Origin of the sequence: Vibrio olivae, from assembly GCF_042428525.1 — a bacterium.
GTDB lineage: Bacteria > Pseudomonadota > Gammaproteobacteria > Enterobacterales > Vibrionaceae > Vibrio > Vibrio olivae.
Genome location: NZ_JBHMEP010000003.1, coordinates 178,194 through 204,928, shown reverse-complemented (window position 1 = coordinate 204,928; position 26,735 = coordinate 178,194). Strand labels below are relative to the sequence as shown.

Sequence of the window (26,735 nt, the reverse complement as noted above, 5' to 3'; positions counted from 1 at the left end):
TCTTGCTATCTCGCCAGGGGGAGGCGTTATGAGTATCAGCAATACAGCATCTAAAGTAGAAGAATTTGATATCGACAACGAAGCCATGGAAGCTTTGGAGAAGGACAATTCTGACACCCTTTCAAATACAGCTCTTAAAGAAGAGTTTGATGCATCTGTCAAAAGTTTGGATGCCACTCAGCTTTATTTAGGAGAAATCGGCTTTTCACCACTTTTAACCGCAGAAGAAGAAGTTCTTTACGCCCGTCGTGCTTTACGCGGAGATGAGGCAGCTCGCAAACGTATGATAGAAAGTAACTTGCGTTTGGTGGTTAAAATTTCGCGTCGTTACAGCAATCGCGGTTTAGCACTGCTTGATCTCATTGAAGAAGGTAACCTCGGTCTTATTCGTGCTGTCGAGAAGTTCGACCCTGAACGTGGTTTCCGTTTTTCTACGTATGCGACTTGGTGGATTCGTCAAACCATTGAACGTGCGCTGATGAATCAAACTCGTACTATTCGTCTCCCTATTCATGTTGTCAAAGAATTGAATATCTACCTACGCACCGCTCGTGAGTTATCGCAAAAGCTGGACCATGAACCTACCGCAGAAGAAATCGCTCAGCAGTTGGACCGTCCGGTGGATGACGTCAGTAAAATGTTGCGCCTTAATGAGCGAGTCAGTTCGGTAGATACGCCAATTGGTGGTGGTGAGAGTGAGAAAGCCTTACTCGATATCATTCCAGATATTAATAATTGTGACCCACAGGTTTCAACTCAAGATGATGACATCAAGAACTCTTTGATTCACTGGCTTGAAGAGCTTAATCCTAAACAAAAAGAGGTGCTTGCACGTCGCTTTGGACTATTGGGGTATGAGCCTTCGACGCTAGAGGAAGTCGGCCGTGAAATCAATCTTACCCGTGAACGTGTTCGTCAAATTCAGGTGGAAGGCTTACGGCGTTTGCGTGAAATACTCGTCAAACAAGGGCTTAATATGGAAAGCCTGTTTAGCGTTGAAGAAGAATAACGTTTCTTATTGTGTGTTGATAAGCAGAAAAAAGCCTTGGCGTTTGCCAAGGCTTTATTGTCTCTAATGAAAAGAATTATTTCTTGCGACGTGGATATACGCGAACCAGTTTGATGCGATTCTCTTCTAGTTCAACGATTTCCATCGGATGGTTAGAAACCACAACGCTTAAATTGCTTTCTGGAATATGCTCTAAATACTCAAGAATCAAGCCGTTTAGAGTTCGTGGTCCTGAAGTCGGCAACTTCCACTTTAACCCTTTGTTGATATCACGAATGTTTGCACTACCTTCAATTAAGAAGCTTCCATCGCCTTGAGGGGTTATCTCTTCGGCTAAACTCGGTGCAATGGAGGTGGTAAATTCACCGACAATTTCTTCCAGAATATCTTCTAGTGTCACCAAGCCTATAATGTCACCATATTCATCGACGACTAAGCCAATGCGCTGTTTATTGCGCTGGAACTTTAACAGCTGGACGTTGAGTGGTGTGCCTTCGGGAATGAAATACACCTCGTCTGCAGCGCGTAATAAGGTCTCTTTATTAAACTCGTTCTTCTCAAGCATCAGACGGTATGCTTCGCGCAAGCGTAACATGCCTACGACTTCATCCACATTGTCACGATATAAAACGATACGTCCATGAGGCGAGTGCGTTAACTGACGAGAAATGGATTTCCAATCATCGTTGATATCGATGGCGCTGATCTCATTTCTTGGCACCATGATGTCATTCACGGTGACATGCTCTAAATCCAAAATAGACAGCAGCATATCTTGGTGACGGCGAGGAATCAGGCCGCCAGCTTCATTAACAACGGTTCTCAATTCTTCTGAGCTTAGATGGTCATCACCATGATTATCGACACGTATGCCGAGTAAACGAATAAAGCCATTCGTAATGAAGTTAACAAATACCACAAGAGGAGAGAGTAACTTCATCAGAAATATCAATACGATACTACTGGTAAAAGAGACACGTTCTGGATAAAGAGCGGCCAAGGTTTTTGGCGTCACTTCTGAAAACACCAAAATGACCAATGTCAGCACACCCGTTGCAATCGCAACCCCCATATCGCCGTAGAGACGCATACCAATAATGGTCGCGATAGCGGAGGCAAGAATATTAACAAGGTTATTACCAATGAGAATCAAACCAATCAAACGGTCTGGTCGATTGAGTAGTCTTTCAACACGACGAGCGCCTTTGTGGCCATTATTGGAAAGGTGTTTAAGGCGATAACGGTTCAGCGACATCATGCCTGTTTCTGAACCAGAGAAATAACCGGAGATAATAATAAGACACGCGAGTAGCGCAAATAAGATACCCGTTGATATGTCGTCCAAAGCTTAAAACTTCCTTATACAATAATGAATGAGTTTTGGGCTAAACTGAAAATAACGTTGAAAGATAATGAAAACTACTACCTAGCGCCCAAAACAAGGTGTCGATCGGTTTAGTGCAGTATAAATTCTCGAACAAAGCGGCTACCAAAATAGGCGAGCGTCAAAATCATCGCACCAATCACCGTCAACCAAGTGGCTCGACGTCCTCGCCACCCACGTTGGTAATGCCCCCACAATAAAACGGAATAGACGACCCATGCAACAAAAGAGAGGATGCCCTTGTGAGCTTGTCCTTGTGCAAACATATCTTGGACGAACATAAACCCGGTTAATAAAGTTCCGGTCAACAGCACATTTCCGACTAGGATGATCTTGAAAAGTTGTCTTTCTACCATCATTAAAGGCGGAAGGTTAGGGTTAATTGCTAACGCTTTTTTGGTTTTTAATTTGCGATCTAACCATACCAGTTGCAGAGAGTAGAGGGCAGCAATGGATAGCGTTGAGTAGGCAAACAGCGCGATGGAAATATGAAATAGCAAAGCAGGTTCGTGCTCAAGATGCGTAATGAACGAGCTGGGTAAGAAGGCTGCAGCGAGTAAATTAATCGCTGAAAAGCCATAGATAACAGGGAGTAAAAACCACAATCGCGTTTTGACCATAGCAATACTCATTGATAGAGAAATGATAAAGCCTATCAAAGAAGCGACGTTAAGAATGCTGAGGTTTTGTCCCGAGGTGGCAATGATGAGGTCGTGCAAAAGCCAACCGTGAAACACCAAAGCTCCGACCGCGCTGATGAAAACGGTCTTGACGCGAATGCCTGTTTGTTGAACCAGTCCTGGTACGATGGTTGCGATAGCCAAAACGTACAGAATGGCAGCAGCAACGGCAGCAATGTTATCCATGAGTCTCTTATATTGAAATACGTTGGGCAGATTATACCCTGCATCAATTAGTTGGGCTATGTCTATAAAACAATTGTAAAAGTGAAAGTTTAAATCTGCATAGATCGGTGTCATGCTTTGCATGGCTAAGGTATACTCACTTTAATTTATCGCCGAATGCAAGCGAAGAGTAAAAGATGTTTGATAATTTAACGGATCGATTATCCAAAACGCTGAAAAACATCAGCGGTAAAGGTCGTTTGACCGAAGACAATATCAAGGAAACCCTGCGTGAAGTTCGTATGGCTTTGTTGGAAGCCGACGTTGCGTTGCCTGTGGTTCGTGATTTTGTAAAACGCGTAAAAGAAGGCGCGGTGGGTGTTGAGGTTTCTAAATCGTTGACGCCTGGCCAAGAGTTCATCAAGATCGTTCAATCTGAGCTTGAAGCGGTGATGGGGGAGTCTAACGAGGCGCTCAACCTAGCGGCTCAACCACCTGCCGTAATTTTGATGGCTGGTTTACAGGGTGCGGGTAAAACCACCAGTGTAGGTAAACTCTCCAAGCTCCTTAAAGAGCGTGACAAAAAGAAAGTCTTGGTAGTTTCTGCTGACGTTTATCGCCCGGCCGCGATCAAACAGTTGGAAACGCTTGCTACAGATATCGGTGTCGATTTCTTCCCATCCTCACCGGATCAAAAGCCAATTGATATTGCTAATGCTGCCATTGACCACGCTAAGAAGAAATTCTTTGACGTGCTGATTGTCGATACCGCAGGTCGCCTTGCGATCGACGAAGATATGATGGCAGAAATCCAGCAGTTGCATAATGCGATTACGCCTGTTGAGACGCTGTTTGTGGTTGATGCCATGACAGGTCAAGATGCGGCGAATACAGCCAAAGCTTTCGGTGATGCGTTGCCGCTCACTGGTGTCATTCTGACCAAAGTAGATGGTGATGCTCGTGGTGGTGCCGCGCTGTCGGTTCGTCATATCACTGGTAAGCCAATCAAATTCTTGGGTGTGGGTGAGAAAACCGATGCTCTCGAACCTTTCCATCCTGATCGTGTTGCATCACGCATTCTTGGAATGGGGGATGTTCTGTCGCTTATCGAAGATCTGCAGCGTAACGTTGATGAAGAGAAAGCACAGAAGCTGGCGAAAAAATTCAAAGAGAAAAAAGGCTTTGATTTAGAAGATTTTCGTGAGCAGTTGGGGCAAATGCAAAATATGGGCGGCATGATGGGGATGATGGACAAATTACCCGGTATGTCCCAACTCCCTGATAATGTGAAAGACAAAGTTGATGATAAAATGTTTAAACAAATGGAAGCTATCATTAACTCTATGACCATGAAAGAGCGTCAGCGTCCTGAACTGATTAAAGGTTCACGTAAAAAGCGTATCGCTGCAGGTTCGGGCACTCAGGTACAAGATGTTAATCGTCTGCTTAAGCAATTTACCCAAATGCAAAAGATGATGAAAAAAATGCAGAAGGGTGGCATGAAAGGCATGATGCGTAATATGCAAGGAATGATGGGTGGTGGCGGTGGCGGCGGTTTTAACCCATTTGGCCGCTAGACAAGCCTGAAATTTTAAAAAAGAGCGTAGCAAATAGCCACGCTCTTTTTATATTAAGGGGTTAAAGGTTCGTAAGTACTTTTGTTAGCTTGGTCACAGAACGGCTTGAGCCAATCAAGTGGCTAAAAAATAGCTAAACCCCTTGCATTGCGTTGGAATAAGGGTAAAATTCCGGAGCTTTATTTTGGCACGAGACCCCAAGTTATTTTTTATGAGTAGCTTCTGGGGTTAATTTTATTTTTGAGAAAGCAAAGAGGACGATATGGTAACCATTCGTTTGGCACGTCACGGCGCTAAGAAGCGTCCATTCTATCAAATCGTAGTAGCGGATAGCCGCAATGCTGCAACTGGCCGTTTCATCGAAAAAGTAGGTTTCTTTAACCCTACTGCTCAAGGTCAAGAAGAAGGTCTACGTCTAGACCTAGATCGCGTTAACCACTGGGTTGGTCAAGGCGCATCTGTATCTGACCGCGTAGCTAAGCTAGTTAAAGACGCTCAAAAAGCGGCTTAATTGAGTAGCTTAACTCGATGGAAGGTAAAGAAATGAACAATAAGCAGAGCGATAAAATAGTTGTCGGCAAATTTGGCGCGACTTATGGAATTCGTGGATGGCTTAAAGTCTTTTCTTACACAGACAATGCTGAAAGCATTTTCGATTACAGCCCTTGGTTTGTGAACCAAAAGGGTGATTGGGTTGAGTACAAAGTGGAAAGCTGGAAACGCCATAACAAAGGTATGGTGGTTAAGCTTGAAGGCATGGATGTTCGTGAAGACGCGCATTTAATGACGAACTTTGAAATTGCTATTGACCCGGCGGTACTGCCTGAACTGTCAGAAGATGAGTTCTACTGGCGTGAATTGTTTGGCATGCAAGTTGTTACGACCAAAGGTTATGACCTTGGTGTTGTGACAGATATGCTTGAAACAGGTTCAAACGATGTTTTGGTAGTCAAAGCCAATCTAAAAGATGCTTTTGGGCAAAAGGAACGATTAATCCCGTTCCTTGAAGAGCAGGTGATCATACAGATTGATCGCTCAGCTCAACGGATCGAAGTTGACTGGGATCCTGGATTTTAACTCCCCTGTAACGGAGTAAGAACACTATGTGGGTTGGCGTTATTAGCCTATTTCCTGACATGTTCCGCAGCGTTACGGATTTTGGAGTAACAGGCCAAGCGGTTAAAAAAGGTCTTTTATCAGTTGAGACATGGAATCCTCGAGATTTCACTCATGATAAGCATCGCACTGTTGATGATAGACCTTACGGTGGTGGCCCTGGTATGTTGATGATGGTTCAGCCTTTGCGCGATGCCATTCATACGGCGAAACAGGCAGCACCGGGTAAGACGAAGGTCATTTATCTCTCTCCTCAAGGTCGAAAATTAGACCAACAAGGAGTTGAAGAACTGGCAACTAATGACAATTTATTGCTCATTTGTGGTCGTTATGAAGGGGTAGATGAACGCATTATTCAATCAGAAGTCGACGAAGAATGGTCGATTGGTGATTTTGTAATGACGGGTGGTGAAATACCAGCCATGACGTTGATTGATTCAGTTTCTCGGTTTATTCCGGGGGTACTTGGCGATTTTGCGTCGGCAGAAGAAGACTCTTTTGCCAATGGCTTATTGGATTGTCCCCACTATACTCGTCCTGAGGTGCTCGATGGCGTTGAAGTTCCTTCAGTGCTTAAGTCGGGAAATCATAAGGACATTCGTCGTTGGCGATTAAAGCAATCGCTAGGCCGTACTTGGCTACGAAGACCAGAGCTCCTGGAAAACCTAGCTCTGACTGACGAACAGGAACTATTACTGGCTGATTTCATTAAAGAGTATCGAGCTCAGTAACCTAATTTATTTAGTATCAGTTTATTCTAGGAATTTAAAAAATGAGTAACATCATCAAAGCTCTTGAGCAAGAGCAAATGAAAAAAGACCTACCTAACTTTGCACCAGGTGACACTGTTGTTGTTCAAGTTAAGGTAAAAGAAGGCGACCGTGAACGTCTACAGGCGTTCGAAGGCGTAGTTATCGGTATTCGTAACCGTGGTCTACACTCTGCTTTCACTGTACGTAAAATCTCTAGCGGTGAAGGTGTTGAGCGTACGTTCCAAACTCACTCTCCAATGGTTGATAGCATTGAAGTTAAACGCCGTGGTGCAGTACGTCGTGCCAAGTTGTACTACCTACGTGAGCGTTCTGGTAAGTCAGCTCGTATCAAAGAGAAACTTGCTAAGAAGTAATGCTATAACTAGCGTTCTCATACGAAACGGGGCCTCTACAGGCCCCGTTTTTTTATTTTGGGATTTAAGCTGGTGGTATTTCACGCTAGCAGCGTCGTCGGTACTCATTTACGGGTGTAAACTCCGTTCCTCCTCCTTGTTATCGTAAAATACTCCGGCGCTTAAATTCACCGAAATGAACAGTACTTGCTATGAGGTTGTGGTCTAACGGATTGTTTGAAAATAAAAAAGGCTGATGTTTGCACATCAACCTTTGATTCTTAAATTAGGAAAAGATTAGTATTGGTCTTCTGACCAACCATCGCTGTCCGACATATCTGGCGCACCAGGGATCGACTTCTCTTCATCCGCCCATTCGCCAAAATCAATCATTTGGCATTTTTTACTGCAAAATGGGCGATGAGGGCTTTGCTCTCCCCATTCGACATCAGTGCCGCATTGAGGGCATTTAACGATCGTTACCTTTTTTTCCATGATCAAAACCTAGTATGGAGACAATGCGGGTATTGTTGACGCTTCAACAAGGAATTGCAAATAGAACGTCGACGGTTAAGAGCATACCGCGAGTTCAAATTCGACGTCGGCGGAGCTTGCTTGACCACTGGCAAAATCAATGAATTTGATTGCGAAGCGATTTTTGTGTCCGGAAATCATTGGATAAACGCCATAGTGACCCGGTATCGATAAACGTAGAATGTTCGCTTCTTCAGCATCACTTTGATAAAAACCGTTGGTTGCAATGTGGGATTTAAACATTCCGGTTTCTCGCGCTAGGCGTAGCCACATTTCTAGGGCGTCTGACAGCGGCTTGAGCTTTTCTACCCATTTATTGGTATCGCGAGTTTTGACGTCTTCACTAAGGTGAAGCCAATGATGTAGCGCAGGCAGATCAAAGCCACATGCTCCGCCTGGTAAGTTAAATCGTTGGCGAATCGCACTTAGGAAGCGATCTTCTTTGAGTGACAGACCAAAGCGTTCTGATTGCATCAAGGTGCCGTGAATGGTGTCGATATCTTGCAATACATGCTGCAGCATTTCTTGGTCGACACCATCTACATTGAGCCAGCTACGATAAGTTAATCGCTGCTTTTCAATGTCTTTCGCTAACTCACTTTTTAACTGAATCTGATCAAAGATTTCGAGCAAATCAAACAATGAACGGAAGAAAAGTAGGTGCTGGAGCTCATCGCGAAATTGAGCGGACACTTTCAACTGGCGCAACAAATATTCAACGCGCAGGTAGATTCGTGTCTTCTCGTTTAGTGGATGTTCAAAATAATGAGCTGTCATGCAATAAAAAGCCTTCCTGTAAGATTACCTTATTCATTCTCACAGATTTTCCCTACACAATGCTAGGTACTTTTGGTGTAATTCTGTGATTTGAGGCAAAAGTTTCTGGTTTTTTGCATCATTTTTAACCACATCGTCAGCGATGGCTAAACGTTGTTCACGATCGGCCTGCGCAGCAAGAATTGCACGTGCTTGCTGCTCTGAAACTTGGTCACGCTGCATGGTTCGTTCAATCTGGGTCGAGGGTTCAACATCGACCACTAATACGCGTTGAGCAAGACGCTGGAGATCGTTCTCTACCATTAATGGAATAACCAATAACGCATAGGGCGATTGCACCATATCGAGTTGTTCAAGCATACTTTGACGAATCAATGGGTGAAGTAACTGGTTGACCCAGTGCTTTTCACTTTCGTCAGAAAAAATGATTTCTCTTAGTTTCTTACGATTAAGGCGACCATCGTTGAGAATTATTTCATTTCCGTAGCGTTCGATAAGTGCATTTAATCCGATGGTATTGGGTTCAACAACCTCACGGGCAACGACATCCGCATCGACGATCTCGATGTCAAAATGTTGATGAAATAAGTTGGCGACGGTGGTTTTTCCGCTGGCAATACCTCCGGTCAAACCGACAACATAAGTCATGTTAATACCCCAAATAATGCTGAAAATACCAGGCCATAAACGGCGTACCCCACATCATAATGACCCAACCAGCAATGGCTAGATAAGGGCCAAAAGGAAAAGCCTTATCGATACCTTGCTTTTGTAGCCTCAACTGAATTAAGCCAAACACTAATCCAACTACTGACGAAAGCAGAACAACGAATGGGAGAGCTTGCCAGCCTAACCAAGCGCCAAGGGCGGCAAGTAATTTAAAATCGCCATAGCCCATACCTTCCTTGCCAGTCAGTAATTTAAACAACCAATAGACTGTCCATAAGCAAAGGTAACCACTGATCGCACCAATCACCGCGTCTTGCAAGGATATCGGGCTAATACCGACTAAGGCCAAGAATATTCCCGCCCAAACAAGCGGTAGAGTGATTTGGTCGGGCAGTAGCAAAGTGGCAAAGTCGATACCAGTTAATGCAATAAGAACGAGTGTGAATGCAATCAGGGCAAGGGCATAAGGTGTTGAGCCAAATTGCCAGGCGACACCGGCACACGTGAGCGCAGAAAGGAGCTCAACCAAAGGATAGCGAATACTGATTGACCGTGAGCAATAGCGACATTTGCCCTTGAGCATGAGCCAGCTTATCAGGGGAATATTGTCTTTTATTTTGAGCCGAGTTTGGCAGTGTGGGCAAGTCGATGCTGGCAGACTTAAATTGAATACATCAGTGGGTGGTTCGATATGATATTCAGGAAAGCTTTCGGCACAGTCTCGTCGCCATTCTCGTTCCATCATAAGTGGCAGGCGATATATCACCACATTAAGAAAACTGCCAATGATCAAACCAAAAATAGCGGCCATCAGAGGGAATAGCCAAGGGTAAAACTGGAAAGCTTCCATAGAGTCTCTCTTATTGATGACAAGTCATAAGCTTGGCACAACTTTCGCGCTAAAGTGGAGAGGATTCTACCCTAATACACTCATTAAATTAAAGATTGGTAAATACATCGCGATAACTAATGCACCAATCAGCGAGCCTAAAACGAGGATAATCATAGGCTCTATCGCTTTACCAAGGTTATCGGTGAGATTTTCTACCTCAAACTCATATAAGTCAGAGACTTTCAATAACATGGTATCCATTTGACCACTTTGCTCGCCAATGTGCAGCATTTGAAGCATTAACTCGGGAAAACACTGTGTCTGGCGCAATGCATTCGTTAACCCACTCCCGGCAGCCGTATCTTGAAGGGCGTGTTGCAGCTGAATTTGATAGTAGGCCTGCTGCGTGGTCGCGATGGCATTTTCTAGCCCAGTAAGTATCGATACACCAGCTTGGCAACTTAAAGCCAAACTGCGGCTGAATCGGGCTAATGCGGCCTTGCTTAGAAGCTCACCGATAATCGGTAACCTTAAACTTAAACGGCTCAGACTTAATTGCCATTGCGGATGACGTTTGACGGCCCAGTGAAGGACAGTGAAAGGAAGGGTGGCAAGGATCAAATGCACGACGTTCAATGTCTGAATGTAGGTCGACAACGTTAACACTTGCTGAGTAAACCAAGGGAGCGATGCTCCGAAGCTTGAAAACATACGCTCAAACTCGGGAATCACCATCGTCAGCATTAAGTAACTGACAACGAGGGCCACAAAGACAATCAGCAATGGGTAGATCATGGCTTTAATCACTTTTGACTTTAAACGCTGTGACTTCTCTCGATAATCGGTTAAACGAGAAAGAGTGGGCGCAAGTCGCCCTGAGAGTTCGCCATTCGCAATCAGCTGACAATAGAAGTCATCGAACTGAGGGCTGGCATGGCGTAAAGCGTTGGCGAGTGAATGCCCTGATTCAAGATGAGTGATTAATTGGTAAAGCAGTGCACGCATCCCTGCTTTGTGTTGAGTTTGTGTGATTAGTGCCAAAGCGGGTAAGAGTGCCACGCCAGAGTTCAACAGTGTTGAGAGCTGCTGAGTTAACATCGTAATATCTGATTGTGTCACACGATGTTTCAGCTGAGCAAAAATCGATAGCGACAGCTGAGTGAGTCGCAGTACCTCTAATCCTTGGGCTCTCAGTTGCTCATTGGCGTGTTCACTTGAACAGGCCAGCAGCGATCCTCGAACCCGTGCGGTCGAACGTTTAGCAGTGTATCGATAACGATGTAAAGGTAATTTCGGCATCATAAACGTGGTTTGCTAGCTAAGCACCCGCTGGATCTCAGCATAACTGGTGTTACCCTGCTGATAGACAAGCGTTGCCGATTGCTGCAACGTTTGCATGCCTTTCTGCTCGGCTAAATGCTGGATGTGTTCGATAGGCTGTGATTGGGCAATGGCAAGAGCGAGTTCTCGGTCAATGGGCATCAATTCGTAAATGCCCACTCTTCCTTGATAGCCACGATAGCAGTGTGAACAACCATTCGGATCAGCGGTAAATGATGAATGTTGCGCGTTATTATCGCCGGACTCAGTCACAGCAGGCTGTTTACAGTGAGTACATAACTTACGAACGAGTCGTTGGGCGATAATCAGATTGATTGACGATGCGAGATTGAACATCTCCACGCCGATTTGAGAGAGTCGAATAATGCTTTCTGAGGCGGATTGGGTGTGTAGCGTTGCTAACACTAAATGCCCGGTTTGCGCAGCTTTGACAGCGATGTCGGCAGTTTCTTGATCGCGAATTTCTCCGACCATTAACACATCGGGATCTTGGCGTAAGAACGCACGAAGCGCGTGGGCGAAATGAAAGCCAATCCCCGTATTTATTTGCACTTGGTTGATGCCATCGAGTTGGATCTCGATTGGGTCTTCAGCGCTGGCTATATTCAGATCGGTGCGGTTTAAATGTTTGAGGCCACTATATAAAGTAACCGTCTTGCCACTGCCCGTTGGGCCTGTCACTAAAATTAGCCCTTGTGGCTTATTGAGTGCCGTCACATAGTGATGTTGCTGGGCCGGAGTTAATCCTAATTTGGTGAGATCAAGATCGGCGGCGTTTTTATCGACCACTCTAAGTACCACTTTTTCACCCCATAGTGTTGGGAGCGTTGATACACGCATATCCAGCTCTAAGCCTTGGTTTAGCATCATCTGTAAACGTCCATCTTGCGGCAGTCTTTGCTCGGCAATATCCAACTTAGCGAGAATTTTAATTCGGCCTATGATTCGGCGTCCTAACTGAATATCGGGTTGGTCTATCACGTTAAGCAGGCCATCACAGCGTAAGCGAATTCGATAATGATGCTCAAAGGGCTCGAGATGGATGTCAGAAGCTTGGCGACGCTGAGCCTGGGTAAATAAGTCATCGATGTATTGGCTTATGGTTGCATGTTGATGGTCAGGCTCATTATCTAGTGAATCTTTGGAAGGCGTGTGAGCTTGTGGTGTGGATTCATGAATCGCAAATGGGGGCGTTTGCGAGCCAAACCCGTAAAGGTATTGCAGTGCGCCAATGAGCTCTACACCGTTACACAAAACCAGTTCAATGTTGCAACCACAATGGAAGCGCAGCATTTCTTCAAGCTGGTCTGTCGTTGGGTCGGCGACTGCTATGGTTAAATGCTGAAGATGACGTTCTATGGGAAGGGCTTGATAATCGTGCCATAGTTTTCCTTGGTTGAGCTCACGGCATAGCTTGAGGTAGTCGTAATCACTTAATGATACGACGCTAATTCCTAATTGGTGGCTTAAGAACTGACACAATTGCTGAGCATTGACTCCGATCTCTGTGACTAAGGTTTTTAGGTCTGGAGTCCCTTGAATCTCGATTTGAGCACATTGCTGTTCAGTCAGCCAATTTGCTTGGCGCAGCAGATCGATAAGTACTGCCTTCATGGTTGGCTCTCCGGGCAACTGCTCGCAATAATGTCGGCGGATTCGCCTTCGCCAAGAGACGTAGTACAAAACCAGCCATTCGCGGCTCTTGAGTAAAGCAGACGAGTACCTGTGGTGATCGCGCTGTTGTCGAAAGCAAACGCGAAGCCATCATCCTCTATAGACAGTGTGCCTAAATTAGATGCACTGGCGGAGGTCCCGAGCGCTTGCCATATGTCATTGGACTGCTCACTCGATATAGCACCATGTTGCTGATAATAGAGTTCGGCTGGGGTAAGCAGTGACTTAAGCATACTCAACGCGGAGGCCATTTCCGCTTTCTTTACATAGTGTTGATAAGCCGGAACCGCGATAGAAGATAGGATGCCAATGATCGCGACGACAATCATCAATTCAATTAAGGTAAATCCAGAGTGCTTTGAGCAAGAGAATGTGCGCATTGCTTGTTTGATCAGCCGATTTATTTCGAATGCACTGAGAGTAAAAGTATCGAGTGAATTTAGCGGTGGAATGATTCGGTGAGTGCGTAAGCAGTAAAGAAAATTCACCGCTGTGCGACATTGGGTTTACGGCGTCATTTGATCTCGGTCGAAACAAAAACAGAAGGCAGGTGCCTTCTGTTTTTATCAATGAAAGTGATGATTATTTGAAACGCATTGAAAGGTCCATGGCTCTGACGTGCTTAGTCAGCGCACCAACCGAGATATAATCCACACCCGTTTCAGCATATTCACGTAGCGTTTCTAAGGTCACATTGCCTGAGTTTTCTAATGCCGCGCGACCTGCATTAATGGCGACCGCTTCACGCATCATTTCGGTTGAGAAGTTATCCAGCATTATAATATCCGCTCCCGCATCGATGGCTTGCTGTAATTCTTCCAAACTCTCGGTTTCGACCTCGACCGGTTTACCGGGGTTAAGCTGCTTGGCGGTTGCAATCGCTTGCTCTATGCCACCACATGCAATGATATGATTCTCTTTAATCAGATAGGCGTCAAAGACTCCGATGCGGTGGTTAAAGCCACCGCCACAAGCGACAGCGTATTTCAAAGCACTACGCAGGCCAGGAATGGTTTTGCGAGTATCAAGTAGTTTGCAGTTTGTCCCTTTTAGAATATTGGCGTATTTGGCTGTTTCTGTGGCACAGCCTGAAAGGGTTTGAATAAAATTCATCGCATTACGTTCACCCGTAAGCAGAATGCGTGCAGGCCCCTTGAGGTGGCATAGCGTTTGATTCGGCTCAACCTGATCGCCATCGTTAACGAGCCAATGGATGACGACGTCACCACCCAGTAATTTAAAGACTTCGTCAGCCCACGCTTGACCGCAAAAGACACCAGCTTCACGAGTGATGATCGTCGCTTCATTCTGTGCATCTGCGGGGATCAAACTCGCTGTGATATCCGCATTGGGATCGAGTGTACCACCCAAGTCTTCTTTTAAGGTATCTGTCACTGAGCGTGTGATTTCAAGCGGAAGTTGCTGCTTTAAATAGTCAAGGCGAGCTTGGCTGTTATGGGTATCTTTCATCACAAATCTTATCAAACCGAATAAACTGAGCGGCTATGATACGGTGTCTTGACATCAAATTCAGCCATTAATCTCGCTTTTCAGTAAGAAGGCGATAAAATCGTTGTAGCGCAAATAGATAAGGGTAATGTGATGATCGATTCTAGCGGCTGGTACCAATTCGCAAGACAGGTTCCTTCACCGTATTTTGACCAGCGCAGTGATGTGCAGGACATCTCGCTGCTGGTGGTTCATAACATCAGTTTGCCACCGGGAGAATTTGGTGGGCCTTACATCGAACAATTTTTTACCGGTCAACTGGATGCCAATCAGCATCCTTTCTTTAAGGTCATCCATAACATGGGGGTCTCGGCGCATTGTTTGATTCGTCGAGACGGAGAAGTGGTACAGTTTGTTTCTTTTCTTGAGCGAGCATGGCACGCCGGAAAATCATCGTTTGCTGGGCGAGAAAAGTGCAACGATTACTCTATTGGCATTGAGTTAGAGGGCAGCGACTTTGTGGCGTATAGCGCTGAGCAGTATCAAGCTTTAGCTACGCTGACTCAGCACTTAATGGTCCATTATCCGCAGATCACTGAGCCTCGAATTACCGGGCACCAATATATTGCACCCTTAAGAAAAACCGACCCCGGCTTGGTATTTGATTGGCGGAGATTCCGCCGCTTGCTTGTTAGGTAAAGCGAGCGGCGGCTAGGGGCGGCTAGGGCGAAGGACGCCACCCTCAATTTGCTTTTGTCGCAAGTCTCTGGTGACGATCTTAGAGTGCGTCGTGGTATTCCACTAAAATCTGTTCAACCCAGGCTTCGATCCGCTGGTCACTCAATTCATATTGCGAATCTTCATCGAGCGCAAGGCCAACAAAGTGGCTCTCATCTTCGGTGAGAGCTTTTGAAGCATCAAATTCATACCCTTGGTTTGGCCAGTAACCCAGGATCGTTGCACCCGTCTTCACGATTTCGTCGTGAAGTAGGCCCATCGCATCCAGATACCATTCCCCATAACCTTCTTGATCGCCTAAGCCGAACAATGCGACGTGTTTGTCTTTTAGCGATACGCCATCGATTTGCTGCCATGCCGCGCTCCAGTCTTCCTGAATCTCACCGAAATCCCACGTGGAAATCCCCAAGATCAGAAAATCGTAGTCGTTCATTAAGGATAGAGGAGAATCTTTGACATTGTGGACATCGACCAATTCTTCACCGATCAATTGACGAATTTTTTCTGCTGCCATTTCGGTGTAACAAGTGGTGGAGCCGTAAAACAGACCAATCTTCATAATTTTCTTTTTCAATTCTTACGTTAACCAGCAAATTCTAACCGTATTCCTACGCCTTTTACATGATAAATTTTGTAGCATTGTGTGGATGGCTCCCGTAGAGTGAAGCGGTCAATTGTCGAGAGGTAAGTTGTGTCAGAACGAGTGTTGGCCGAGCAAGGTCTGGTTGAACAGTTTTTAGATGCGATGTGGATGGAGCGAGGATTGTCTGAAAACACCTTGGCATCATATCGCAATGATCTAATGAAATTGCTAGCGTGGATGGAAGAGAACAATTACCGTTTGAACTTCATCAGCTTGACAGGTCTTCAACAATATCAAACTTGGTTACTTGACCAAGATTATAAACAAACCTCACGCGCTCGAATGTTGTCGGCTATTCGCCGGCTGTTTCAGTATTTGCATCGTGAAAAAGTACGTGCTGATGATCCGAGTGCATTGCTGGTTAGCCCCAAATTACCCAAACGTCTTCCAAAAGATCTCACCGAAGATCAGGTTGATGCATTATTGAATGCGCCGGATCCGAACGATCCACTTGAACTGCGTGATAAAGCGATGTTGGAGTTACTGTATGCCACTGGTCTTCGTGTTACCGAATTGGTGAGCTTAACCATGGAAAATATCAGTTTGCGCCAAGGGGTAGTGCGAGTAACCGGTAAAGGCGGAAAAGAGCGTTTGGTTCCAATGGGGGAAGACGCCGTCGATTGGATTGAAACTTTTCTTGAGAAGGGGCGGTCTATATTGCTTGGCGAACAGACCTCCGACGTTGTTTTTCCGAGTAAACGCGCACGTCAGATGACACGGCAAACCTTTTGGCACCGAATTAAACACTATGCTGTTCTTGCCGGAATTGATACCGAAATGCTATCACCGCACGTATTGAGACATGCCTTTGCAACGCACCTACTGAACTATGGGGCAGATCTCAGAGTGGTGCAGATGCTACTGGGGCATAGTGACTTATCAACCACGCAAATTTATACTCACGTGGCAACGGAAAGACTCAAACAAATTCATAATCAGCATCATCCAAGGGCTTGAAAATAATGACCAAAGTATTCAGCGTAATCAGAAAACTGGCTTTGTTAACGCTACCGCTATTTGTGGTAGCGTGTAATGCCGACGAAGTGAGCAGTGACAATAGCAGCAGCGCGGCAGTGAGTGAACAAAGTATTGATAAAGCAGCGTTGATTGAACGTTTTTCTGCGTTGAATCTTCAAGTCTCTGATATTGTACCAGCCGATATTCCGGGTCTCATTGAAGTACACACTCAGGGTGGGATTCTTTATGCGTCACCGGATGGTCAGTATTTCATCGCGGGTACCTTGTATCATTTGGATGAGCAAGGGCGTTACGAAGATGTTCAGGCGGTACGCCAGGCGCCAATCAATGCACAGAAAATCGCAGAGTTTCGTGACCAAATGATTGAGTACAAGGCGGATAACGAAAAATATGTCGTCACTGTATTTACTGATATCACCTGTGGTTACTGTGTCCGTTTACATAGCCAAATGCAGCAATACAATGATTTGGGTATTACCGTGCATTATCTGGCTTTCCCTCGCCAAGGCAGCACGGGGCCAGTTGCCGATGATATGGCAGCGATTTGGTGTGCGGATGACAAACAAGCCGCATTGGATGCAGCAAAAACCAAGCGCGAAGTCCCAGAGCCAAGTGGTGATATGGCACAGTGTAAGCAGCAAGTGAAAAATCAACATGATCTTGGTGTTGCACTCGGTATGAGCGGAACGCCTGCCATCTTCTTACCTAACGGTAAAATGATCGGTGGCTATCTACCACCGGAGCGCTTACTGCAAGAGCTTGAAAGTATTTAACGATTTGGAAGGCAGGCAATTCGCCTGCCGAATTTATTATGATTGAAATTCAACAGCGTCCGGAAGTCGATCTCTCATTACTTCCTGATTCCATTCCTGCGCTGCTGCGCAAAATATACATTCGTCGTGGAATTACCCAAGCTGAACAGCTAAATACGGCAGCAAAAGCGTTAAAATCGTATCAAATGCTTGATGGTATCGAGCAGGCGGTAGAGATTTTATTCGCGGCAATTCAAAACCATAAACGTATTATCGTGGTCGGAGATTTTGATGCCGATGGCGCGACCAGCTCCGCGTTATCGGTGCTGGCATTGCGTATGTTGGGGTGTCACAACGTTGACTACTTAGTTCCGAATCGATTTGAAGATGGTTACGGGCTAAGCCCAGAAGTTGTGGATCAGGCGCTTGAACTCGGCGTCGAAGTGATCATGACGGTAGATAACGGCGTCTCCTCAATTGAAGGTGTGCGTTATGCCAAGCAAAATGGTCTGCAAGTTGTGGTGACAGACCACCACTTACCGGGGCATGAATTGCCCATTGCCGATGCCATCGTCAACCCAAATCTTGAAACCTGTTCATTTCCTTCAAAAGCGCTGGCTGGGGTGGGGGTCGCGTTTTACTTGATGATGGCTTTGTGTGTCCATATGCGCAAAGTCGGCTGGTTCCAAACTCAAGGAATGGCGGAACCTAAGCTAATGGAACTGATTGATTTAGTGGCGTTAGGTACCGTCGCTGACGTGGTGCCATTGGATGACAATAACCGTATTTTGGTTCATCAAGGGTTACAACGCATTCGGGCGGGTAAAGCACGCCCGGGAATTCAAGCTTTGATTGAGGTAGCCAAACGTGACGCGCGACGGTTGATCGCCACGGACTTTGGCTTTGCGCTTGGGCCCAGAATTAATGCGGCAGGGCGCTTAGATGATATGTCGTTTGGCGTTGAATTGTTAATGTGTAATAACATTCATGCTGCGAGACGCATGGCGAGTGAATTGGATGGGCTGAATCAGACTCGTAAAGAAATAGAAGCGGGGATGAAGCAAGAAGCCATGGCCTTCTGTGAGCGGTTGCAGTTTGGCGAAAACAGCCAATTGCCTCATGGGTTGGTTCTGTTTCAACGTGACTGGCATCAAGGCGTTATCGGTATTTTAGCATCACGAATCAAAGAGCAGTTCCACCGCCCGGTGATTGCATTCGCAGACGGTGGAGAAGGTACGGTTAAAGGCTCATGCCGTTCAATTCCCGGCTTACATATGCGAGATACACTGGATAAAATTGATACTCAAAATCCGGGGCTAATTTTAAAATTCGGTGGTCATGCGATGGCGGCGGGATTAACCATCAAAGAAGATGATTTTGAGCGTTTTGCGCGTTTATTCGATGAGATGGTTAAGCAGGAGCTTGATGAGGCAGCACTGAAAGGTGTTGTACTTTCTGATGGCGAACTGACGCCCGAAGAGTTTTCGATGTATACCGCAGAGATGCTGCGTGCAGCAGGCCCATGGGGGCAAGCCTTTCCTGAGCCAATTTTTGATGGAGAGTTTAAAGTCTTGCATCAAAAGTTAGTCGGGGAAAAGCACTTAAAAATGATGCTTGAACCCCTGTATCGCGGACATCCTACCAACCTCACTATCGATGGAATCGCATTTAATGTTGATTTACGTCGCTGGCCTGATGCGTCAGTGAAAACGGTACGTCTCGCCTATAAGTTGGATATCAACGAGTTTCGTGGAAATCAGTCGTTACAAATAATGATCGAGCATATTGAAGCGAAATAATAAAACAAATCGATATATATAAATCATCGAAGCCAATGCTATGTCATTGGCTTTTTTATTGATTTTATTTATTTATCTTGGCTCGATGTAACACTCATTCACGCAAATTCTTCACCTTTTGTTAAAACCCGTCGACTATTGTGCCAACAGGCTCCCAAAAGTGGAGTGTGTTGACCGATTGTAATTGGTCAGACCATTTTTATTGTTGTTTTAATGCCCGAATGTTATCAGGCTGTTGAGTCCTGATGGCTTCTATGACTTAGGTCAATTTTTGGCTGGACAAAAACGTTTTAATTATGTTAATTTCTTCGCCATCTTAAAATTGGTATTACCAATTGCCTACAAGAGTAACAGAATAACAAATTATGGCTTATCAAAGGATTCGTCAGCCAAAACTCTCAGATGTGATTGAACAAGAGTTAGAACGGTTGATTGTGGAAGGAACACTCTCTCCGGGGCAAAAGTTGCCTCCAGAGCGCGAACTGGCTAAGCAGTTTGACGTGTCTCGTCCGTCAATCCGAGAAGCCATCCAGCGTTTGGAAGCAAAGCGTCTACTGACGCGTCGTCAAGGTGGTGGCACTTTCGTTAGTGACAACATTTGGACGAGCTTTTCTGATCCTTTGCTAAATTTATTGTCTAGTCACTCAGAAACACAGCTTGATTTACTGGAAACTCGCCATGCGATGGAAGGTATATCAGCGTATTTCGCGGCATTGCGTGGTACCAGCGAAGATTTTGCTCGAATTCAAGAGTGCTTAGAACGTATCAGTGAGCAACAAGCTAGCAAAAACGTCGAGGCAGAATCTGCCGCGGTTATGGAGTTTTTGATTGCGCTTACCGAAGCGGCCCATAACGTGGTCTTGCTGCATATTGTTCGTAGCTTAGCGCCTTTGCTTGAGCAGAATATTTCTCAAAATTTAAAGTTATTACACCGCCGCGATGACGTGGTGGAGAAAGTAAGCAAACACCGAGCTAACATTGTGGATGCGATTGTTTCAGGTCAGCCAGACAAGGCGCGAGAAATGTGTCATTCGCATTTAGCTTATATCGAAGAAACATTGTTGGATTTGACTCGCGAAGAGTCTCGTCGCGAACGTTCTTTGCGTCGAATTCAACAAGGCAATGACTCTTAACGAGTCATGCTCGTTTAAGTAGATCCAACCAACAGAAGGATAGATCGCCATGTCTGATATGAAGCATGACGTAGATGCACTGGAGACTCAAGAATGGCTTGCTGCCCTTGAGTCAGTTGTACGTGAAGAAGGTGTGGAACGTGCTCAGTTCTTACTTGAGCAAGTTCTAGACAAAGCACGTCTAGACGGTGTTGACATGCCAACCGGAATCACCACCAACTACATCAATACGATTCCAGCCGATCAAGAACCTGCATACCCAGGTGATACCACTTTAGAACGTCGTATTCGTTCCATCATCCGTTGGAATGCAATCATGATCGTTCTACGTGCGTCTAAGAAAGATTTGGAACTAGGCGGCCACATGGCGTCTTTCCAATCATCTGCCGCATTCTATGAGACATGTTTTAACCACTTCTTCCGTGCGCCAAACGAAAAAGACGGCGGCGACTTGGTTTACTATCAAGGTCACATCTCTCCAGGGGTTTACTCTCGCGCATTCGTTGAAGGCCGTCTAACAGAAGAGCAGCTAGATAACTTCCGCCAAGAAGTGGATGGCAAAGGTATTCCTTCATACCCTCACCCGAAACTGATGCCTGAATTCTGGCAATTCCCAACCGTTTCTATGGGTCTGGGTCCTATCGCCTCAATTTACCAAGCGCGTTTCCTAAAATACCTTGAAGGTCGTGGTCTGAAAGATACTTCAGAACAGCGCGTTTACGCTTTCCTTGGCGATGGTGAAATGGATGAGCCAGAATCACGCGGTGCAATTTCATTCGCAGCACGTGAAAAACTGGACAACCTATGTTTCCTAATCAACTGTAACCTACAGCGTCTTGACGGCCCTGTAATGGGTAACGGTAAGATCATTCAAGAACTTGAAGGTCTATTCAAAGGTGCTGGTTGGAACGTTGTTAAGGTTATCTGGGGTAACAACTGGGATTCGCTACTTGCTAAAGATACGTCTGGTAAGCTTCTTCAACTGATGAACGAAACCATTGACGGCGACTACCAAACCTTCAAATCAAAAGATGGCGCGTACGTTCGTGAACACTTCTTTGGTAAATACCCAGAGACAGCAGCATTGGTTGCTGACATGACTGACGACGAAGTGTTCGCACTGAAACGTGGTGGTCATGAGTCTTCGAAACTATACGCGGCGTTCAAAAACGCTCAAGACACCAAAGGCAAGCCAACGGTTATTCTAGCGAAAACCGTGAAAGGCTATGGCATGGGTGAAGCGGCGGAAGGTAAAAACATCGCGCACCAAGTTAAGAAGATGGACATGACTCACGTACAACACTTGCGTGATCGTCTTGGCCTACAAGACTTGGTTTCTGATGAGACAATTAAAGAACTTCCATACTTGAAACTGGAAGAAGGCTCAAAAGAGTACGAATACCTACATGCTCGCCGTAAAGCGCTTCATGGTTATACGCCTCAGCGTCTACCTAACTTTACTCAAGAGTTTAAAGTACCTGAACTGGGTGACTTTAAAGCACTACTTGAAGAGCAAAAACGTGATATTTCATCAACCATGGCATTTGTTCGTTCTCTAAACGTCCTGCTGAAAGATAAGAACATTGGTCAAAACATCGTTCCTATCATCGCTGATGAAGCACGTACCTTTGGTATGGAAGGTTTGTTCCGTCAAGTGGGTATCTACAACCCGCATGGTCAAACTTACACGCCAGAAGACCGCGGTGTGGTTTCTTACTACAAAGAAGACACCTCAGGTCAAGTTCTGCAAGAAGGTATCAACGAGCTAGGTGCTATGTCTTCATGGGTTGCTGCAGCAACATCATACAGCACCAACAACTTGCCAATGATTCCTTTCTACATCTACTACTCAATGTTCGGTTTCCAACGTGTTGGCGACATGGCGTGGATGGCAGGTGACCAACAAGCTCGTGGTTTCCTATTAGGTGCAACGGCTGGTCGTACAACATTGAATGGTGAAGGTCTTCAACACGAAGATGGTCACTCACACATCATGGCGAACACAGTACCTAACTGTATCTCTTATGACCCAACTTTCGCTTACGAAGTTGCAGTGATCATGCAAGACGGCATTCGTCGTATGTATGGTGAGCAAGAGAACGTTTACTACTACTTGACGCTAATGAATGAAAACTACGCAATGCCAGCGATGCCTGAAGGCGCTGAAGAAGGCATTCGTAAAGGTATCTACAAGCTTGAAAGCAACGAAGGCAAAAAAGCCAAAGTTCAGCTACTAAGCTCTGGCACGATCATGAACGAAGTGCGTAAAGCAGGCCAAATCCTAAGCGAAGAATACGGCATTGCGTCTGACGTTTACTCTGTCACGTCATTCAATGAGCTGACTCGCGATGGTCAAGCAGCTGAGCGCTACAACATGCTTCACCCAGAAGCTGAAGCTCAAGTACCTTACATCACAACCGTGATGGGCAGTGAACCGGCAATCGCCGCGACTGACTACATGAAGAACTACGCTGAACAAGTCCGTGCATTTGTTCCTGCTGAGTCTTACAAAGTGTTGGGTACAGATGGCTTTGGTCGTTCAGATAGCCGCGATAACCTACGTCGTCACTTTGAAGTGAATGCGGGTTACGTTGTGGTTGCTGCGCTAAATGAGCTTGCGAAACGTGGTGATGTTGAGAAATCTGTCGTGACTGAAGCGATTAAGAAATTCGACATCGACGCAGACAAAACAAACCCACTATACGCTTAATAAAGGTAGGAAAAGCAATGGCAATCGAAATTAATGTACCAGACATCGGTGCGGATGAGGTTGAAGTTACTGAGATTCTGGTAAGCGTTGGTGACAAGGTTGAAGAAGAACAGTCTCTGATCACGGTTGAAGGCGATAAAGCTTCTATGGAAGTTCCAGCTTCTCAAGCCGGTGTAGTTAAAGAAATTAAAGTCGCTGAAGGTGACAAAGTTTCTACTGGTTCTCTTATCATGGTCTTTGAAGAAGAAGCGGGCGCAGCAGCGCCGGCTCCTGCTGCAGAAGCGGCACCAGCCCCAGCGGCAGCGCCTGCTGCAGCTGAAGTCAAAGAAGTGAACGTACCGGACATCGGTGGCGACGAAGTTGAAGTCACTGAAATCATGGTCGCTGTCGGTGATACGGTTGAAGAAGAGCAATCGTTGATCACCGTTGAAGGTGATAAGGCGTCAATGGAAGTTCCGGCTCCATTTGCCGGCACCGTCAAAGAAATCAAAATCGCTTCTGGTGACAAAGTGTCAACAGGTTCACTGATCATGGTCTTTGAAACCGCAGGTTCAGGTGCTCCAGCAGCGCCGGCGGAAGCATCTGCGCCAGCAGCGGCTCCAGCAGCAGCGGCTGACAAAGAAGTGAACGTACCAGATATCGGCGGCGATGAAGTTGAAGTCACTGAGATCATGGTTGCAGTTGGCGACATGATTGAAGAAGAGCAATCTTTGATCACCGTTGAAGGCGACAAAGCGTCAATGGAAGTACCTGCACCATTCGCAGGTAAAGTAAAAGAGATCAAGATCGCTGCTGGCGATAAAGTGTCTACTGGCTCTCTGATCATGGTCTTTGAAGTAGCAGGCGCAGCGCCAGCTGCCGCTCCTGCTCAAGCAGCAGCACCTGCAGCACCAGCAGCGAAAGCGGAAGCTCCAAAAGCGGAAGCGGCACCAGCAGCCTCTACCGGTGATTTCCAAGAAAACAACGAGTATGCGCATGCGTCTCCAGTTGTTCGCCGTCTTGCTCGTGAATTTGGCGTTAACCTTTCTAAGGTTAAAGGTTCGGGTCGTAAGAGCCGTATCCTAAAAGAAGACGTTCAGAATTACGTGAAAGAAGCGCTTAAGCGTCTTGAGTCTGGTGCGGGAGCATCAGGTAAAGGTGACGGTGCAGCACTTGGCCTACTTCCTTGGCCAAAAGTGGACTTCAGTAAGTTTGGTGAAACAGAAGTTAAACCACTTTCACGCATTAAGAAGATCTCGGGTGCGAACCTGCACCGCAACTGGGTGATGATCCCACACGTTACCCAATGGGATAACGCGGATATCACTGAGCTAGAGAAATTCCGTAAAGAACAAAATGCGATCGAAGCGAAAAAAGACACGGGTATGAAGATCACGCCTCTTGTGTTCATCATGAAAGCCGTGGCTAAAGCGCTTGAAGAGTTCCCTGCGTTTAACTCTTCTCTGTCTGAAGATGGCGAAAGCTTGATTCTGAAGAAATTCGTCAACGTGGGCATTGCGGTTGATACACCAAATGGCCTAGTGGTTCCTGTCTTTAAAGACGTGAACAAGAAAGGTATTTACGAACTTTCAGAAGAGTTGGCGGCGGTATCGAAGAAAGCACGTGCAGGTAAACTGACGGCTTCTGATATGCAAGGTGGCTGTTTCACTATCTCAAGCCTTGGTGGTATCGGTGGTACGGCATTTACACCTATCGTGAATGCGCCAGAAGTTGGCATTTTGGGTGTTTCTAAGTCTGAAATGAAACCTGTGTGGAACGGCAAAGAATTTGCTCCGCGTCTACAACTACCTCTATCACTGTCGTATGATCACCGTGTGATTGATGGTGCAGAAGGTGCGCGTTTCATTACTTACTTGAACGCTTGTCTATCTGACATTCGTCGTCTAGTTCTTTAATAGACATTCGATGATTAAAGAGAGGCGGCGTTAGGCCGCCTCTCTAATCAACTTTGACGACAACTTCGTTAAAATCGGAGTCAAAAATCTGGTTTCACAAGCGAATTGTTGTCTAGCTCACAGGCTAAATGGATTTACTTTTCACACCATTAACATCTCTGTAAACTGTTGACGGTCTGAAAAATTGGTTAAAGCCCAACATTACTTTATACCTACAAAATCAATACCCACTCAGCCTGTTAGGGATAATGACTACAAGAGGTCAAAATGAGCAAAGAAATTAAAGCCCAAGTGGTTGTACTTGGTGCCGGTCCTGCTGGTTACTCCGCTGCATTCCGTTGTGCAGACTTAGGTCTGGACACTGTTCTTATTGAACGTTACAGCACGCTTGGTGGCGTGTGTCTAAACGTGGGTTGTATCCCATCAAAAGCCTTGCTTCACGTTGCGAAAGTAATTGAAGAAGCAAAAGCCCTTGCAGAGCACGGTATTGTCTTTGGTGAACCTCAAACGGACATCGATAAAGTACGTTTGTGGAAAGAGAAGGTGATCAACCAATTGACTGGTGGTCTTGGCGGTATGGCTAAGATGCGTAAAGTTAACGTGGTTAACGGTCTTGGTAAGTTCACGGGTCCTAACAGCATTGAAGTTGAAGGCGAAGACGGCACAACCGTCGTTAACTTCGACAACGCTATCGTGGCAGCGGGTTCTCGCCCAATCAAACTGCCGTTCATCCCGCATGAAGACCCACGCATTTGGGATTCAACGGATGCGCTTGAACTGAAAGAAGTTCCTGGAAAACTTCTCATCATGGGCGGTGGTATCATCGGTCTGGAAATGGGAACCGTTTACGACTCTCTAGGTTCACAAATTGACGTGGTCGAGATGTTCGACCAGGTAATCCCAGCAGCAGATAAAGACATCGTTAAGGTTTATACCAAACGTATCAAAGACAAGTTCAACTTGATGCTAGAAACCAAAGTCACCGCGGTTGAAGCAAAAGAAGATGGTATTTACGTTTCGATGGAAGGCAAAAAAGCGCCAGCAGAACCTGAGCGTTACGATGCGGTCCTTGTGGCTATCGGTCGTGTACCAAACGGCAAACTTCTGGAAGCTGAGAAAGCGGGTCTGGAAGTGGACGAGCGTGGCTTTATCAATGTTGATAAGCAAATGCGTACAAACGTACCGCACATCTTCGCAATCGGCGATATCGTTGGCCAACCAATGCTTGCCCACAAAGGTGTGCATGAAGGTCACGTCGCGGCTGAAGTTATTGCTGGTAAGAAACACTACTTCGATCCGAAAGTCATTCCTTCAATTGCGTACACTGAGCCAGAAGTGGCTTGGGTTGGTAAAACTGAAAAAGAAGCCAAAGAAGAAGGCATCAAGTACGAAGTGGCTACCTTCCCTTGGGCAGCGTCAGGCCGTGCAATCGCCTCTGACTGTGCTGACGGTATGACTAAGCTTATCTTTGATAAAGAGACTCATCGCGTTATTGGTGGTGCTATCGTTGGTACTAACGGTGGTGAATTGCTTGGTGAAATCGGTCTTGCGATCGAGATGGGTTGTGATGCCGAAGATATCGCATTGACCATTCATGCTCACCCAACATTGCATGAGTCTGTTGGTCTTGCATCTGAAGTCTTTGAAGGTACCATTACTGACCTTCCGAATGCGAAAGCGAAGAAGAAATAACGCGTCTTACACGTTAGAGCTTCAAATACAAAAAAAACCGCTGATTACGTCAGCGGTTTTTTATTATCAGTGATACAACATAA

General features: G+C 45.9%; 25 protein-coding genes. 14 read left to right on the top strand and 11 right to left on the bottom strand.

Annotation, left to right across the window (positions count from 1 at the left end):
- The first annotated feature begins 28 nt into the window (after positions 1-28).
- A complete protein-coding gene (rpoS, locus tag ACFFUV_RS13620) occupies positions 29-1,009 on the top strand; it encodes an RNA polymerase sigma factor RpoS (protein WP_390193711.1) in 981 nt (326 codons plus the stop codon).
- A 76-nt stretch (positions 1,010-1,085) separates the two neighbouring features.
- On the opposite strand, the gene ACFFUV_RS13615 is transcribed toward rpoS, so the two are convergent.
- Together ACFFUV_RS13615 and ACFFUV_RS13610 are read right to left on the bottom strand one after the other, a co-directional pair.
- Complete coding sequence (locus ACFFUV_RS13615; protein WP_390193709.1) at positions 1,086-2,354, bottom strand: HlyC/CorC family transporter; 1,269 nt, start codon at positions 2,352-2,354, stop codon at positions 1,086-1,088.
- A 110-nt stretch (positions 2,355-2,464) separates the two neighbouring features.
- On the bottom strand, positions 2,465-3,259 hold the full coding sequence (locus tag ACFFUV_RS13610; RefSeq protein ID WP_390193707.1) for a cytochrome C assembly family protein: 795 nt from the start codon (positions 3,257-3,259) through the stop codon (positions 2,465-2,467).
- 176 nt (positions 3,260-3,435) lie between these two features.
- On the opposite strand from ACFFUV_RS13610, the gene ffh reads away from it, so the two are divergent.
- The 5 genes from ffh to rplS all read left to right on the top strand — a co-directional run bounded on the left by ffh (position 3,436) and on the right by rplS (position 7,057).
- On the top strand, positions 3,436-4,815 hold the full coding sequence (gene ffh, locus ACFFUV_RS13605) for a signal recognition particle protein (RefSeq protein ID WP_390193704.1): 1,380 nt from the start codon (positions 3,436-3,438) through the stop codon (positions 4,813-4,815).
- Between the two features lie 262 nt (positions 4,816-5,077).
- A complete protein-coding gene (gene rpsP / locus ACFFUV_RS13600) occupies positions 5,078-5,326 on the top strand; it encodes a 30S ribosomal protein S16 (RefSeq protein WP_004742593.1) in 249 nt (82 codons plus the stop codon).
- Positions 5,327-5,343: 17 nt separating this feature from the next.
- A complete protein-coding gene (gene rimM, locus ACFFUV_RS13595; protein WP_390193702.1) occupies positions 5,344-5,892 on the top strand; it encodes a ribosome maturation factor RimM in 549 nt (182 codons plus the stop codon).
- 26 nt (positions 5,893-5,918) lie between these two features.
- A complete protein-coding gene (trmD, locus tag ACFFUV_RS13590; RefSeq protein ID WP_390193701.1) occupies positions 5,919-6,662 on the top strand; it encodes a tRNA (guanosine(37)-N1)-methyltransferase TrmD in 744 nt (247 codons plus the stop codon).
- Positions 6,663-6,703: 41 nt separating this feature from the next.
- Positions 6,704-7,057: a 50S ribosomal protein L19 gene (rplS, locus tag ACFFUV_RS13585; protein WP_390193699.1), complete on the top strand. Its 354-nt coding sequence runs from the start codon at positions 6,704-6,706 to the stop codon at positions 7,055-7,057.
- A gap of 276 nt (positions 7,058-7,333) precedes the next feature.
- On the opposite strand, the gene yacG is transcribed toward rplS, so the two are convergent.
- The 8 genes from yacG to nadC all read right to left on the bottom strand — a co-directional run bounded on the left by yacG (position 7,334) and on the right by nadC (position 14,333).
- A complete protein-coding gene (gene yacG / locus ACFFUV_RS13580; RefSeq protein ID WP_390193697.1) occupies positions 7,334-7,531 on the bottom strand; it encodes a DNA gyrase inhibitor YacG in 198 nt (65 codons plus the stop codon).
- Positions 7,532-7,606: 75 nt separating this feature from the next.
- Positions 7,607-8,347: a cell division protein ZapD gene (gene zapD / locus ACFFUV_RS13575; RefSeq protein ID WP_390193695.1), complete on the bottom strand. Its 741-nt coding sequence runs from the start codon at positions 8,345-8,347 to the stop codon at positions 7,607-7,609.
- 39 nt (positions 8,348-8,386) lie between these two features.
- Positions 8,387-8,995, bottom strand: coding sequence for a dephospho-CoA kinase (coaE, locus tag ACFFUV_RS13570; protein WP_390193692.1), 609 nt, complete (start codon positions 8,993-8,995; stop codon positions 8,387-8,389).
- A 1-nt stretch (position 8,996) separates the two neighbouring features.
- Positions 8,997-9,866, bottom strand: coding sequence for a prepilin peptidase (locus tag ACFFUV_RS13565; RefSeq protein WP_390193691.1), 870 nt, complete (start codon positions 9,864-9,866; stop codon positions 8,997-8,999).
- Between the two features lie 66 nt (positions 9,867-9,932).
- Positions 9,933-11,150: a type II secretion system F family protein gene (locus ACFFUV_RS13560; protein ID WP_390193688.1), complete on the bottom strand. Its 1,218-nt coding sequence runs from the start codon at positions 11,148-11,150 to the stop codon at positions 9,933-9,935.
- Positions 11,151-11,162: 12 nt separating this feature from the next.
- A complete protein-coding gene (locus ACFFUV_RS13555; RefSeq protein ID WP_390193686.1) occupies positions 11,163-12,803 on the bottom strand; it encodes a GspE/PulE family protein in 1,641 nt (546 codons plus the stop codon).
- Positions 12,800-13,351 (bottom strand): pilin, encoded by a 552-nt coding sequence (locus ACFFUV_RS13550; RefSeq protein WP_390193684.1) that lies wholly within the window; start codon positions 13,349-13,351, stop codon positions 12,800-12,802. Before ACFFUV_RS13550 ends, ACFFUV_RS13555 begins: the two co-directional genes overlap by 4 nt.
- A 94-nt stretch (positions 13,352-13,445) precedes the next feature.
- Positions 13,446-14,333, bottom strand: coding sequence for a carboxylating nicotinate-nucleotide diphosphorylase (gene nadC / locus ACFFUV_RS13545; protein ID WP_390193682.1), 888 nt, complete (start codon positions 14,331-14,333; stop codon positions 13,446-13,448).
- 132 nt (positions 14,334-14,465) lie between these two features.
- Here nadC and ampD point away from each other — a divergent pair, with 132 nt between their 5' ends.
- On the top strand, positions 14,466-15,011 hold the full coding sequence (gene ampD / locus ACFFUV_RS13540; protein WP_390193680.1) for a 1,6-anhydro-N-acetylmuramyl-L-alanine amidase AmpD: 546 nt from the start codon (positions 14,466-14,468) through the stop codon (positions 15,009-15,011).
- Between the two features lie 79 nt (positions 15,012-15,090).
- On the opposite strand, the gene fldB is transcribed toward ampD, so the two are convergent.
- Positions 15,091-15,609: a flavodoxin FldB gene (gene fldB, locus ACFFUV_RS13535; RefSeq protein ID WP_390193678.1), complete on the bottom strand. Its 519-nt coding sequence runs from the start codon at positions 15,607-15,609 to the stop codon at positions 15,091-15,093.
- A gap of 144 nt (positions 15,610-15,753) precedes the next feature.
- Here fldB and xerD point away from each other — a divergent pair, with 144 nt between their 5' ends.
- The 7 genes from xerD to lpdA all read left to right on the top strand — a co-directional run bounded on the left by xerD (position 15,754) and on the right by lpdA (position 26,652).
- Entirely contained in the window at positions 15,754-16,650 is an 897-nt protein-coding gene (xerD, locus tag ACFFUV_RS13530; RefSeq protein WP_390193896.1) for a site-specific tyrosine recombinase XerD, read from the top strand.
- 5 nt (positions 16,651-16,655) lie between these two features.
- Positions 16,656-17,444, top strand: coding sequence for a bifunctional protein-disulfide isomerase/oxidoreductase DsbC (dsbC, locus tag ACFFUV_RS13525; RefSeq protein ID WP_390193675.1), 789 nt, complete (start codon positions 16,656-16,658; stop codon positions 17,442-17,444).
- Positions 17,445-17,482: 38 nt separating this feature from the next.
- The gene (recJ, locus tag ACFFUV_RS13520; protein ID WP_390193673.1) at positions 17,483-19,222 is read left to right on the top strand and encodes a single-stranded-DNA-specific exonuclease RecJ; all 1,740 of its coding nucleotides are present in this window, start codon (positions 17,483-17,485) and stop codon (positions 19,220-19,222) included.
- Positions 19,223-19,587: 365 nt separating this feature from the next.
- On the top strand, positions 19,588-20,355 hold the full coding sequence (gene pdhR, locus ACFFUV_RS13515; protein WP_390193670.1) for a pyruvate dehydrogenase complex transcriptional repressor PdhR: 768 nt from the start codon (positions 19,588-19,590) through the stop codon (positions 20,353-20,355).
- Between the two features lie 49 nt (positions 20,356-20,404).
- The gene (gene aceE, locus ACFFUV_RS13510; RefSeq protein ID WP_390193666.1) at positions 20,405-23,065 is read left to right on the top strand and encodes a pyruvate dehydrogenase (acetyl-transferring), homodimeric type; all 2,661 of its coding nucleotides are present in this window, start codon (positions 20,405-20,407) and stop codon (positions 23,063-23,065) included.
- 17 nt (positions 23,066-23,082) lie between these two features.
- Complete coding sequence (aceF, locus tag ACFFUV_RS13505) at positions 23,083-24,960, top strand: pyruvate dehydrogenase complex dihydrolipoyllysine-residue acetyltransferase (RefSeq protein ID WP_390193664.1); 1,878 nt, start codon at positions 23,083-23,085, stop codon at positions 24,958-24,960.
- Positions 24,961-25,227: 267 nt separating this feature from the next.
- The gene (lpdA, locus tag ACFFUV_RS13500) at positions 25,228-26,652 is read left to right on the top strand and encodes a dihydrolipoyl dehydrogenase (RefSeq protein ID WP_390193660.1); all 1,425 of its coding nucleotides are present in this window, start codon (positions 25,228-25,230) and stop codon (positions 26,650-26,652) included.
- Positions 26,653-26,735 lie beyond the last annotated feature (83 nt).